General features: G+C 35.8%; 8 protein-coding genes. 3 read left to right on the top strand and 5 right to left on the bottom strand.

Translation table 11 applies throughout. The features are described 5' to 3' along the window. The first annotated feature begins 35 nt into the window (after positions 1 to 35). The 3 genes from GIY83_RS13095 to GIY83_RS13085 all read left to right on the top strand — a co-directional run bounded on the left by GIY83_RS13095 (position 36) and on the right by GIY83_RS13085 (position 4,527). A complete protein-coding gene (locus tag GIY83_RS13095; protein WP_194615355.1) occupies positions 36 to 1,949 on the top strand; it encodes a LysM peptidoglycan-binding domain-containing protein in 1,914 nt (637 codons plus the stop codon). Positions 1,950 to 2,041: 92 nt separating this feature from the next. Then, a complete protein-coding gene (locus GIY83_RS13090; protein ID WP_208681711.1) occupies positions 2,042 to 4,126 on the top strand; it encodes a LysM peptidoglycan-binding domain-containing protein in 2,085 nt (694 codons plus the stop codon). Further along, entirely contained in the window at positions 4,126 to 4,527 is a 402-nt protein-coding gene (locus GIY83_RS13085) for an OsmC family protein (protein ID WP_208681709.1), read from the top strand. Before GIY83_RS13090 ends, GIY83_RS13085 begins: the two co-directional genes overlap by 1 nt. Positions 4,528 to 4,580: 53 nt before the next feature. On the opposite strand, the gene GIY83_RS13080 is transcribed toward GIY83_RS13085, so the two are convergent. From GIY83_RS13080 to GIY83_RS13060, 5 genes are all read right to left on the bottom strand, one after another. Next, positions 4,581 to 6,440, bottom strand: a complete 1,860-nt coding sequence (locus tag GIY83_RS13080) for a beta-galactosidase family protein (RefSeq protein ID WP_208681707.1) — start codon at positions 6,438 to 6,440, stop codon at positions 4,581 to 4,583. 88 nt (positions 6,441 to 6,528) lie between these two features. Continuing rightward, on the bottom strand, positions 6,529 to 7,884 hold the full coding sequence (locus tag GIY83_RS13075) for a Gfo/Idh/MocA family protein (RefSeq protein WP_229029321.1): 1,356 nt from the start codon (positions 7,882 to 7,884) through the stop codon (positions 6,529 to 6,531). 116 nt (positions 7,885 to 8,000) lie between these two features. After that, complete coding sequence (locus GIY83_RS13070; protein ID WP_208681703.1) at positions 8,001 to 9,317, bottom strand: DUF3472 domain-containing protein; 1,317 nt, start codon at positions 9,315 to 9,317, stop codon at positions 8,001 to 8,003. An 87-nt stretch (positions 9,318 to 9,404) separates the two neighbouring features. Further along, entirely contained in the window at positions 9,405 to 11,102 is a 1,698-nt protein-coding gene (locus GIY83_RS13065) for a RagB/SusD family nutrient uptake outer membrane protein (RefSeq protein ID WP_208681701.1), read from the bottom strand. 10 nt (positions 11,103 to 11,112) lie between these two features. Beyond that, positions 11,113 to 14,175, bottom strand: a complete 3,063-nt coding sequence (locus tag GIY83_RS13060) for a TonB-dependent receptor (RefSeq protein WP_208681692.1) — start codon at positions 14,173 to 14,175, stop codon at positions 11,113 to 11,115. Positions 14,176 to 14,440: the final 265 nt, after the last annotated feature.

The following is a 14,440-nucleotide window of genomic DNA, read 5'->3' as shown; positions in this document are numbered from 1 at the left end:
ATTTGTAATGCCTTAATTTTTTAAACCTACTATTTATGAGAGAATTTTTAACGATTTCTCTTGTCTTTATTTTGTCTTTTAACAAAATAACTGCGCAAGATTCAATTATTGAACACAAAATTCAAAAAGGAGAAACTGCCTATTTTATTGCCCAAAAATACAAGGTTTCTGTAGATGAAATTTACAAACTCAACCCCGAGTCGCAGAGTGGAATCAAAGACAATCAAATTATTAAGATTCCGGTTCACTCGGCAGAAAAAGAAAATTCAAACCAGCAAATTACTCATATTGTTGATGCCAAAGAAACCCTTTTTGGCTTATCAAAACAATACAATATTACTGTAGAAGCCATCCAAAATGCAAATCCCATTCTTGCCAACGGATTACAGATTGGTCAGGAATTAATTATTCCCAATCCTTCAAGTCTCCCTAAAACTGAAAGTACAACTTCTTCAAAAGTTACGCATCAGGTTGTTGCCAAAGAATCCCTGTTTAGTATTGCAAGAGCATATAATGTATCGGTTAATGATTTAGAAAATCTGAACAAAGATATTCTTATCAACGGATTGCAAATTGGACAAATGATTTCAATTCCAAACAAAAGAAAAACTTTAGACGGAAGAGTTCGTGTGATCAATCAGGAAACGGTTTTTCATGTTGTTGAACCAAAGGAAACTAAATTTTCGATTGCGAAAAAATACAATATTTCGATCGATCAGTTAGAATCTCAAAACCCTGAAATCGTAAACGGGTTAGTTGTTGGGAATAAATTAGCTATAAATACTAAGGAAGTAAAACCAACCAACGAAAGCGAAGAATTGATGCTAGCTCTTGCCGAAAAGCAAGTGGTGGTCGAAAAAGGAAAAGCCAAAACGGTTGAACTGGAAGATTTAAAAGACAGATTGGTGGTTCAGAAAGAAATGAATCAGAAGATTATAAAGATTAATGATCTTAAAGTCAATCTGAATGATATGAACGGTTCTAAAGAAAATTCGGTCGAAAAATTGCGTTTGGTTTTGGAAGCGAATAAAAATGTGCAGGATATTTTAATGGCAAAATTAGATTCGTTGGTAAACACGATGAATAATGATTTGGTCGATTTAAAAAGAATGGATATTTTGAATATGGATGAATCAAAAAGATTAGAAAAACGATCGTATGAAAGCATCGGGAAAACCAGTGAATTATCTTCTCAACTTAAAAAAGAATTAGCCGAAAACCGAAAAGCTTATGCCGGTTTAATGAATAAAGTAGAAAAAATTGCTGTTGAAGAAAATCAGGAATACAAGAAGAAAATCCGCGAAAGCGAAAAAAATACAAATGTTACTTCTTTACAGCAGCGACTTTCGTTAGAAGAAATAAAACGATATAAAATAGAACAGGAGCAGGGCGATGCACAAAATCAGCTTTTGATTGCTAAGATTGATTCGCTCGATACGCAGAAAAAAATCGAAGTAAAACGACATATCAGCAAAGCGACTTATTATAGTATGGAAGCCCGAAAGTTTGATGATAAACTGGCTTTGATCAAACTGAAAAAGTATCAGGATGAAGCGATTAAGAAACAGGATAAATCGAGTACGGCTCAAACTTCAAAAACAATTTCGCTGGAAGAAATGAAACGTGAACTTAAGGAAAATCCGCTTAGAACAGACAAAACAGTAAAAGTTGAAGTTTATGATAATCTTAAAGAAGTTTCAAACGGCTATTACTTAGTTTTAGGTATATTTACAGACGCAACGCTAAGAGATAAGCTCATTATGAAACTCATTGATTCTGGCGATTTTAACGCTAGTTTCTTCTTTAATATCAACAGTCTTTCGTACTATGTTTACTCAGATAAGTATCAAAATATGGAAGAAGTGCTGTATAAATGCAAGAAAAACGAAGAAGATGAGTTATATAAAGAGGTTGTTATTGCTAAGATAGAAATTGATCTTAGACAATAATTAGCGGCAAAATAACAAGTGGCAAGAATCTTGCTTTAAAGAGAACTTAGTTACTTGTTCTGAATTAAAAATTAAATTGTTTTAAGTCTATTATGAAATATTATTCAACATTATTGTTCCTTGTTTTTTTTGTAACGTTTTCTGCTTTTTCACAAGAAAAGGTCATTAAATATACGGTTGCGAATGGGGAAACTATTAACCAGATTGCCGTAAAATTTAAGGTTACTCCTTATGATATTTATGCATTAAACCCGGATGCTAGAAGTGGTATAAAACCCAATACAGTTTTACTGATCCCAACCAATACTGCAAAATCGGCAGCGGTTAAAACAGAAACAGCTGCGGCAAAAACGGGCGGTAATACAAAAGAAATAATTCATGAGGTACAGCCTAAAGAGACTTTTTATAGTATCGAAAAAAAATACGGTATCTCTGATGAAGCTTTGAAAGCTGCAAATCCTACTTTGGCAAAAACTGGAGTTCAGATTGGACAAAAACTGGTGATTCCTGCAAAAGGATCAGCGGCAAAATCGGCTGTAAAATCTTCGGTAACCGCTGAAAAACCAGCGAAAGAAAAAACTCAGGAAAAATATGTATATCACGATGTTATGGCAAAAGAAACTAAGTTTTCGATCGCTAAGCAATACGGAATTACCATTGAAGAATTAGAAAAACGCAATCCTGAAATTGTATCGAATTTGCCTGTTGGATACCGATTAACCATAAAAGGAAAAGTGCCTAAAACAGATGCTGTAAGTTCTGCTGTTACAACTACTACCAAACCAGTTGAAACTGCTAAAAAAGTGACCACCTATATGGAGTATCAGGTAAAACCAAAAGAAACTTTTTATAGTTTAGAAAGAACTTTTCATATTTCTCAGGAAGAATTAACGGCGTTGAATCCGTCACTTTCTGAAGGTGTAAAAGAAGGAATGGTTTTAAAAGTTCCTGCAGGATATTTAGCTCCGGCTCCAATTATTCCGCAACAGCAACCTGTTGAAAAAGCAATAGAAAATCCAAATAGCGGAGGTTCTATACAAATTGTAGATAAGGTAAAATCTGAAACCGTTACTGTTAATCCTGAAGTTGTAGAACTAACAAAGAAAAGAGGACAAAACGATCGTAAAAAACTAGTTTTATTGTTGCCATTTAATTTGAATAAAATGCAGAATGATACAACAAGCACAGCTAACCGTATCAAAAATGATAAATTCTTAAACATGACTCTTGATTTTTATGCAGGAGCAATGATGGCAATCGACTCGGCTAAAACCTTGAAACTGCCAATTGATGTGGCAATTTATGATTCGCAGGAAACAAAAACAACATCAAATGTTTCGACTTTGATCGCTCAGAATAAATTGCAGGATGCCCATGCAGTAATTGGACCATTTTATCAAAATAATGCTGAGGCTACAGCCAACACTTTACGTATGTATAATGTTCCTGTGATTTCTCCTTTATCAAAAGATAAGGCAAACCCAATTGATAATTTATATCAGACAATTCCCTCTAATGATGTGGTGAGAAATGCTATGTTTGATTTTATGCGTGCGAAAAACGGAAACATTGTTGCCGTTGTCGATAAAAAGAAAGAATCAGTTATTAGTTATATCAAACAAAACCAAAAAGCTGTTGTTTTCGCAGCTTTAACAGAGACAGGAGGTTTGGATGTAGCCAATTTAAAAAGTTTGTTATTGCCAAACAGAATGAATTATGTGGTGATGGAAACCGGAAATACGGCTATGGTAAAAACTACCATAAAAGCCTTGCTTGATGCGCAAAAAACATGTCAGGTACAATTGGTTATTTTAGAACCAAACAGCACTTTGGATACTGACGAAATTAGTTTTGATAATTTAGTAAAATTGAAATTAATGTATCCCTCTGTAACTCGTGAAAGCGATGAACCGAGAGTTTTAATCTTCGATAAAGAATACAGATTGAAGAATAAGATAAATCCAAATACTTATGCAACACGAGGATTTGATGTCACTTTTGATACCATGATGCGTTTGGTACAAGGAAAAACATATCAGGAAACAGCCGATTTAATGACAACAGAACAAGTTGACAATAAATTTCAATTTTATAAAAAAGAAGATGGTGGACACGCCAATAAAGGAGTGTACATCTTATATTACGATTCAGACTTAACTTTAAAAGTAGCCAATTAATGACATCAAAAGTAACCTATTTAGGAGATTTAAGAACAAAATCAATTCATGTGCAATCAGGAAGCGAAATCATCTCTGATGCACCACTAGACAATAACGGAAAAGGAGAAGCATTTTCTCCAACAGATACAGTTGCCAATGCTTTAGCAAGTTGCATGATGACCATTATGGGAATCAAAGCGCGTGATTTAGGCGTAGATTTCATAGGTTCAACTGCGGAAGTAACTAAGATAATGAACGCTGAACCAAGAAGAATTGGGGCAATTGAAATTGTTTTTGATATGCAGGGTGTTGAAGAGGAAAAAAGCAGAACAATTTTGGAACGTGCCGGAATGACTTGTCCGGTATTTTTGAGTTTAAGCAGTGAAATCGAAAAGAAAATTACTTTTAACTGGAAGTAATTTTAGAAATATTAAAGTAAAAAAGAAGCCATTCAATCACGAATGGCTTTTTTTTATAAACCTTTTTCAGGTTTTAAATCTTCCAGAATTGGAGTTAGAATAGTCTTTACCTCTTTTTGAATAGTTTCATTTTTTTGTTCGAAAATGATAATGCTGTTTTTGCCTTTTTTAAGCCAGCATCCGGGTAAGTATAGCGTTTGCTGCGGGCCAACACTCCAATAACGTCCAATATTGATTCCGTTTACAAATACAATTCCTTTGCCCCAATCGCGCATGTCCAGAAAAGTATCTCCGGTTTTAGTGAGATTAAAAGTTCCCTGATATAAAGTAGGGCGGTTTATTTTGCCTGAGTTTTTATACGCTGTTACATCAGGTACAGAGGTCATTGGTAATTTGTACATTTCCCAATCGCCGGTAATGGTTTCGTCGTTAATAATTACGGGGCTTATAATACCTTTATTGTTGGCATTAATTTGAGAACCATAATTAATACGTCCCATGTTTTCGACCAGTATATCTAAAGTGGCATTAAAAGGAACTTCGATTTCGCAATCGTATTTTTTATAATATCGGTTCAGTTCAGCCACTTTTTTGCCGTTAACATAAACGATGGCATAATCACGTAATCCTTTTAGTTCTAATTTTCCACTAATGGGCTGAGTAAATTTTTTACTGTACCAAACATAACCATCGCCTTGATTTAATTGCTCAAAAGTCAACGGATTATCCTCTATAACTGGAGATATTTTGGATTTTAAATCGGCAAGATCAACCACTTTATTTAATGTAATATTCGGGATTGCGATGACAGGCATTTTTTCCGGAACTGCAGGAGTTTCGCTTGTTTTTAGTAATTCTCTTAGTACATTGTATTTTGGAGTTGCCCAGCCTGCTTCACTAATAGGAGCGTCATAATCATAAGAAGTCATATCAGGCTGAATATCGTGTTCTTTATCGTAATTGGCGCCTGAGGTAAATCCGAAATTGGTTCCGCCATGCACCATATAATAATTGAAAGAAACCTGATTGTCCAGATATTTTTTTGTCTGACGAACGGTTTGTTCTGGTTTTTGTGTCGGGAAAGGTTCTGCCCAATGATCCAGCCAGCCCGGATAAAATTCGGCTACCATATAAGGCCCTTGGTTATTATTAAACTGATTGACAACTGCTTTTAGTTTTGCAATATCGCTTTCGCCATTGGCAGTTGGTAAAGCACCCGGTAAAGCTCCGCCTTCAAACAGCCAGCTTCCGTCTGATGTAAAAAACGGAACATCAAAACCAACATCTTTTAATTGCTGAAAAACTGCTGCGCTGTATTTTTTGTGCTCTTCTAAAGAGATGTCTTTACGTTGCGCAACATAAGAACCAAATTCATTTTCGCCCTGAACCATAATAATTGGTCCGCCTTTGGTAATTTGTAAATTTTTAACCTGACCGTATAATTCGGTAAAATAAGCTTTTGTCGCAGCCAAATATGAGGTGTTATTGCCACGAATTACCATGTTGGTAACATTTTGTAAAAACCATGGATAACCGCCAAATTCCCATTCGGCACATACATACGGACCTGGTCTAAGAATGACAAATAAACCTTCTTCCTGCGCCGTTTTAATGTATTCTGCTAAGTTTTTATTACCGGTTTTAAAGTCCCAAACTCCGGGAGTAATTTCATGATAGTTCCAGAAAACGTAGGTTGCCACAGCATTTAAACCCATTGCTTTCATCATTTTTAAGCGATGACGCCAGTACGGTTGCGGAATTCTGGAATAATGCATTTCGCCTGAATGAATCTGAATTGGTTTTCCATTCAACAAAAAATTCCCGTCACTTATGGTAAAAGTTTGTTTTTCTTGTGCTGTTAATGCTGAAAGGATAAAGAAATTAAATAGGAGGATAAAATAAACTTTTTTCATTTTTATTTGAAATTGATGATGTTTATAAAAAGCAAGAGAGCACCATGAATTGCGCTCTCTTGCCTGACCTAACTAACCAATGAATATATTACTCTGAAAATTCTAATTTTTGTAATTTTTTCCATCCTCCACGAGTGAAATCAGGAATTTCTACAGGAGCAGAACCGTTATCAAGTGAGATTTCTGTTAACGGACCTAAACAAGACCATTCTGCCAAATCATATACATCCATGTCTAACGGAAGACCTTTTTGCAGACAGTGAATCAATCTGTAATCCATTACGAAATCCATTCCGCCGTGACCACCCACTTTTTTAGCTTTCTCTTCGATATCTTTTACAATTGGATGTTTGTATTTTGCCATCAATGCTTTTTTAACATCTTCAGGAACAAATGAATGGGCACTTAATTTTTCGTGATTTGGTTTTACATCATCCCCTAATGCTGCACCATCTAAAGCATAACCTTCTAACGGATATTTGTTGGCAAAACCTTTAGTTCCGCTCAATTGGTACATTCTGCTGTACGGACGAGGAGAAGTAACGTCGTGCTGAATCTGGATTGTTTTTCCGTTTTCAGTACGAATCATAGTCATGGTATGATCTCCGTTTCTAAAATCTTTAATCTCCTGACCTGATTTTTCTTTGATGTAAGCAGGATTTCCTACTGCTTTTGTATCCATAGAAACTAAGAAATTCATTTTATCCCCACGGTGAATATTCAAAGCCTGACAAGCTGGCCCCATACCGTGAGTGGCGTAAATATCACCACGGTGTTTGATGTTATAATCCATTCTCCAGTTGTTCCAGTATTCGCCCCAAAAAGGCTGAAGACCGTGAATGTAAGAACCTTCTGCATGAAGGATTTCTCCAAAGACACCTTGCTGTGCCATGTTTAATGTCGTTAATTCGAAGAAATCGTAAACGCAATTTTCAAGTTGCATACAATGTTTTCTTGTTTTTTCGGAAGTATCGATAAGATCCCAGATTTCTTTCATGGTCATAGCACCCGGAACTTCGATTGCTACGTGTTTTCCGTCTTTCATTGCCTGAACACCAATTAATGCATGGTGTTTCCAATCTGTTGCGATATACACCAAATCAACATTTGGTAAAGCAGTAACTTTTCTCCAGGCATTTTCATCTCCAAAAAATTCCTGTGCTTTAGTAAGACCAGCTTTTGTTAAAATTTCATTAGCCGATTGTGTATTTTTTTCTGTCATATCGCAAAGCGCTACGATTTCTACCCCGGGAATATGCGTCATACGCTCAACAGCTCCCGGACCACGCATTCCTAAACCAATAAAAGCAACACGAACAGTTGGAATTGGATCAGTAGCCAAACGCAAAACATCTTGCTGACCTTTTGGGCGGGTTGGTGTTTTGGTCTTGATCATTTGTGCCGATGCGATTGCTCCTCCAAACAACAGACAGGCCACTAACATTAATTTTAAAATACTAGTTTTCATAATTGAATTAATTTGATTTGAAATGATGATAATCTAAGCTGATTATCGGGAATTATTGTTTTTTGTAAATTGTTTATTTTTAAAACGTCTTTTTAAGGTAATGTATCAAAATTTATTTCTGGTTTTTTATTGTTTAAAGGTCGTGTAAAGATCGTTTTTGGTGTTGTATAATTGTTGAAAAAACCGCCGTCTTTTAGATAAAAGGAACTATTATCAAGTCCGCCTGCAAAATCCATTCGGTATTCTTTTGCTCCCGTATTATCTGTTGTAAAGCGAGCCGAATTGATCTCTGACCAAACTCCTTTATCGTCGCAAACCCATTGATTATTGAATAATACTTTACGGGATAAATCGCCTTGCTCCGGAATAAAATTTTCTAAAAACGAATGAAATCTTTTTAAATACGTATTAGTTTCGGGACGATTAAAACTAGCGATTAATAGCCATTTTTGCAATTCAGGCGCATAAAAATACGCGGTATATGTTGTTGTGTTATTGTTTTGAGGGAATCCTTGTAATAAAAATTTATAAGTGGTTCCTGCTTTCCAGTTGTATTTGAGATAGCTTTGACCGCCTGAACCTTCATTTCCAAATTCGCCTGTGTGAACATTTTCGCCTTTTTTGAGCATTTTAATTTTATGTGATTCAGGAATACTGGCCGGATCATCGGTATTAAACGGACTCCATACAGAAAATAAAACTCTTCTTTCTGAAGCCGAATTGACCTGGATACCAAAATAGCCTTCTCCAAAACCATTTGCCATAAAATAAGAACCAATTTTATCTTCGTTTTCCGGAACGGTAAGTTCGTTATAATACCATTTTGCATTGATGTTTTCCGGAACCTGATAATTTAAATGTACAGATGGTCCGCGGCGTCCCCAATGATAAAAGTTACCTTCATTATTTGGGACATAGGATATTTTTGCATCATAATCATTACTCGAAATCGTTAAACGATTTATAGCGGGAAAACGATCACCTGTTTTACTGATTCCTTTTATCTTAACAGCAACATAACCTTCCTGATTAATTTTCCAGGTACCAATGGTTACGGCTTTTTTTGAAGTATCAAATTTTACTTTTTTAGCTTCATTATTAATCGAAAATTCTAATTCTGATTTTCCAGATAGTTCTACCGATTCTTCAACAGTTAACTGAAAACTTCCGGCTTTCGAAATTCTGAAATAAACCATAAAAAATTCTTCGGCACTGGTCCAGTTTTCTATTCCGTTATCAGTAATAGTGTTGCTTTCTAAATGTTTAGAGCTGTAAGCATTTCCAGCCAACGGAAGCGAAATACTGGTTTTTGGATTCTGTAAAGGATCTTTCTCGGTGGTTTCGTTATTCTCTGTACAGGAAAAAGATACGAGTAATGAAGCAAAAAATAAGTAAAATAAGTTTTTCATGGTATCTATAGTTCATTTATTTCTTTTAAAATTACCTCTCTAATCTACCAAATTAGAGAGGCTTCAAAAACAAAACAATTCTAAAAATTATGGATTTTGCGTTAAAGTTCCCGGATAGGCATTAATTTCTGACTGCGGAATATATTGCACTACTCTTAAACTTGTTGCAGGCCAGTCTGTCATTGGTAAGTGAGGACCGGGATAGTGACGTGTCATCGTTTGACCATTTCTGTAAACATCATAACCTCTATGTGCTTCAAACGCTAACTCTAACTGACGTTCTTCGTCTACTCGCTGTACAGCATTTGTACTGTTTAATGAGGTATAACCTCCACCAACAATCGATCTTTCGCGAATTATGTTTAAGTTGGTTAAAGCACTATTATAATCACCCTTTTTGACATATGCTTCTGCCATGTTCAAATACATCTCGGCCAATCTTGAAATAGTAGGCGAGTGCAGGTGCGAATCATTGTTTTGAAGAGAACATTTCGTGATATAATACATTGGATAAACACGGTTCAGCAACATCATATAATCTTTTTCGCCTTTATAAGTTTTGCCTTCATATACAATCGAATATTGATTTTCGGCTGCATTTACAACTGTCAGATTATAATTTGTAGTTCCTATTGTTATATAAAATGAGTTATCAGGATTACGTTTTATAGGCTGCTGAATATAGTTGTAACCTGTTTGCGTGCCACCAGTATTGTAAACATCATAAACAAAACGGAAAGCTTCGGTTTTATTTCCTGCATCATCTGTGGTATATTGAGGATCGATAAATGCCCAACGAGCGTCTTTCTTCAAACCGGCTTTTCTTAGCAAATCAAGATATTTGGCACTGGCGTACATTTCACCCCAGCCTTGTCCCTGAATATTAGCATACATTCCGCCAATTCCGTAATAATGATCGTAACCTGAAAATTCTGATGCTACTTGTTTTACAGCAAAAATAGTTTCGGTTTGCTCATCAGAATCTGGAGCGTAAGTATTAAATTTCATGAAGCTGTCTCTGCTTAATAAATGATATCTTCCACTGGCAATTACTTTGTTTGCATATTCTATCGAAAGCGTTGCATATTCCTGATTAGGTGTTTCATATGTTCCACTCATATACAAATAAACTCTTGAAAGCATCGCCTGAGCTGCTTCTTTTGTTGCATACGCCGCTTTTCTTTCAACTGTCATTAAAGCTTCGGCTTTTTTCAAATCGCTGATAGCCTGAGCATAAGTGTCTTTTACTGTTGATCTGTCCGGAAGGTTAAGATTATTTAAATCTGCCGGTAAACCATTTACGATTGGTACGCCTAAATTAGTTTCTGGTGATTGCGAATAAGGTCTTCCGTAAGTACGACATAAATAGAAATAAATCATACCTCTTAAATAGTAAGCTTCACCTAATTGCTGATCCATTGCAGGACTTTCTCCTTCGGCAATCATTTTCATTAAATCACTTGATTGCGAAATAATTTTGTAGCTATTATTCCAAAAAACAGATAAACGACCATTGTCAGGAATATGCTGATATGAGATAAAAGAATAAAAAGAATCTGTAGAGGTACCTCTAATCATGATATTGTCACCCGGATATTCTCCAACTCTGTGCATAACATCAGACCAGCCTTTTAATTGTGCGTAACATCCGTTTAGTAAAACTTCGATCGAAGCTTCTTTATCTTGTTCAATTTTGTCTTTTGTATAGGAATCAAAAGGCTCTCTGTCTAAATCACATGAGGACAGGAAACTAATTGCCATACATAATATAAATATCTTTTTCATGATTTTGTTTTTATAGAGTTAAGTTAAGTCCTAATACAATTTTGCGCGTTTGAGGATATACTTGTGTCGCAACACCAGTAATAATGCCATTTGCAGGAGGTATTTCAGGATCAACTCCGGAATAATGAGTAATCGTAAATAAGTTTTCACCGGCGATGTACAATCTTAGGTTGGCGATATGTAAACGTTCGATAGGTACATTATAGCCTAAAGTGATACTTCTCATTTTTAGGTAAGTTCCGGTTTCTAAGAAACGTGATGATGCTTTATTAGAGTTACTAGAATTATTATAAAGAGCTTGCGGATGCGTTGCGATATCACCCGGTTTTTCCCAACGGCTCCATCCGCTATGAAGGTTCATTTGGTTTCTATCAGTATAAGCACCATCAGAATCGAATTCTGCTCTGGCATAATTATAAATTTCGCCTCCTACAGAATAACTAAAAATAGCAGCAAAATCAAAGTTCTTGTAATTTACAGTGGTAGAAAATCCTCCAAAAAAGTCGGGAGTATAGGCACCAATTACTTTTTGGTGTTTAGACGCATCACCATAATTAGAAGTTTTTACACGTTCTCCTGCAGCATTTGTCGTAAACCATTGTGGTTTTCCGTTTTCAGGATTTACACCAGCCCATTCTGTCAAATACCAGCTATCAACATCTTTTCCGGGAGTTAATAATTTTGATGCAGATCCTGCAATACCACTACCATCTCCAACAATAATTTCCTGCTTGTTTCCGTAAAGACTCGTTACTTTATTTTTATTGGTACCAATGTTGGCATCTACAGACCAGTGTAAATTTTCATTTTTAATGATATCAACATTCAAAGATGCCTCAAAACCTCTATTGTTTACGGCTCCTACGTTTCTCCAGATACTTGTAACACCAATTACTCCAGGCAATGGCACTCTGTATAATAAATCTGAAGTGTTTTTGTTGTAATAATCCAACGTAATATTTACCCGGTTAAAGAAACTAACATCAACACCTACGCCGCCAGTATATGTTTTTTCCCAGCTTAAATCGGGATTAGCCAGTTGCGAAATCAATGCTCCCGGATTTTCATTATAACTTTGAGAGAAAGAATACAAAGGAAGGTGAGGGTACAAACTGTTTGGACGATTTCCTACCGAACCATAACTTGCTCTTAGCTTAAGATTATTGATATAATCGGCATGAAAAAAGGCTTCGTTATGAAGGTTCCATCCACCACTTACAGAGAAAAAGTTACCATATTGCGCATTTGATCCAAAGTTAGAAGCTCCGTCACGACGAAAAGAAACTTGTGCTAAATAACGATTGTCATACGAATAGTTCACATTTGATAACAAAGACTGCACAGCCCATTGCGATCTGTTACCGCCCACTTTTTCAGGCACCGCAGCAGCATCAGTAACTATAATTCCAGGAGGAATTCCAGTGGCAACGCCAGTACTTGTTTTAGAGTTGTATTCGTTCCATTCATAACCTGCAAGAGCATTAAAGTCATGTTTTCCAAACGATTTATTAAATTTTAATAATTGGTTGGTATAAATTCTGTTATAAGTAGAAAAGTAATCTTCAATTCTTCCTTTTACCGCTTCTCCCGCAGAAGATCTTGGATCTGAATAATAAGTTGAATTATAATTACCAAAAATGTAATTGTTTACAGAAGAATATGTTAGCCAGCTGGTAAATTTAATATCAAAATCAAGATTTGCCCTGACAGTATAAGATTCAGATTCACCATAATTCCATTGCAAATCGTATAAATAGTTAGATCCGGTTGTATTCACCCAGGTTGGGTTTGGCGCGTTTCCTACCAAAGTTCCGTCTGCCAGATACGGACTGTCCCAAGGCATATTTCCGTAAAGTGCACCAACTGAATGTTGCTGGTCATCTGTTGTTTCTCTGGTTAAATTTACCTGTGGTCTCAGCGTAAACCAACTATTTGGTTTGTACTCAAATTTCATCAAACCGTTGTATTTTTTGTACTCGTAACCTTTTATAGCACCGGTTTCATCATATAGGCCAATAGAAACGTAGCTTTTAAAGTTATCTCCGCCACCGCTAATCGATAAATTGTAATCCTCTGCAAGTCCGGTTTGTGTACCATTATTCCACCAGTCAAAATTTTGGTTTCTTAATTCTGGTTTCCACCACCAGACATTTTCAAAATCTTGTTTGTTGGCAAACGAATCGTACAAATCATACAATTGCGATCCGTTCATAATTTTAAAATTTCCGTTATTGATAGTAGTTAAGGCTGTTTTAGCAGAAAAACTAATTTTAGATTTCCCCGCTTTTCCGCTTTTTGTAGTAACCACAATAACACCATTGGCACCTTGTGAACCGTAAACCGCCGTAGACGCTGCATCTTTAAGAACCGTTAACGTTTCGATATCAGATGGATTCATGTTTGCCGAACTATTCCCCACAATAACTCCGTCAATTACCCATAAAGGATCTGTACTTCCGTTAACGGTTGTTCTGCCTCGAATGATTATTTTTCCTACTGCTCCCGGTTGTCCGCCACCAGTATTTACATATACTCCCGTAGCTTTTCCTGCCAGCATATTTTCTACAGAAGGAGTCGTTACATCTACAATTTTTTTGTTGTCTAAAGTTTGAAGTGATCCGGTTAAACTCTCTTTTTTAACTTTAGCATATCCTACAACCACCACCTCGTCCATTTGTTCACCCGCTTCTTTCATCACTACGTTGATAGAACCGTTTCCTGCCGCAACTTCCTGATCCTGCATTCCTAAAAAAGAAAAAACTAAAATCGTATTTGCATTGGGTACATCTATGGCAAAACTTCCATCCATATCAGTTTGCACTCCTTTTGATGTGCCTTTTATGATCACATTTACTCCGGGAATCGGAATTCCCTTTTCATCGACAACCTTACCCTTCGTTATTTTTTGAAATGCCAGTAAATTGGTTTTGTTTACCGGAATTTCTTTTGAAGGTGCTGCATTGGTAACTTGAAAACTTAAAGACAACAATGAAAGTAACGTTGCTTTTAAACTTTTTTCAAGTACAGTATGCAACCTTGAGTTTCCAGGTTTTTTTGAGAATACTTTTTTCATACTCTTTGTTTGGTTTTGGTTAATTAATGTGTTTTTGTTTAGTTGTTTTTTTATTTTTTTTAAAATTTCACCACTCATTTTTTCGCTTTTTTGGTGTAATAAAATAGGCCTTAAAAGCGGTGAAAAAGGGTAAAAAAAGCCATGTTATTTTTTTATTCTTCGACGAAACTATAGATTATATTTTTATTAACCAAGAAAAAACACAAAAAATGTGCTCGAACACACAAAAAAAGTGTTCTCGAGCACATAAAATTGTGCGATACGT

The sequence above is a fragment of the Flavobacterium sp. SLB02 genome (assembly GCF_009664855.1).
In the GTDB taxonomy this organism is placed as follows: Bacteria; Bacteroidota; Bacteroidia; order Flavobacteriales; family Flavobacteriaceae; genus Flavobacterium.
This window is presented reverse-complemented; position numbering and strand designations above follow the sequence as displayed.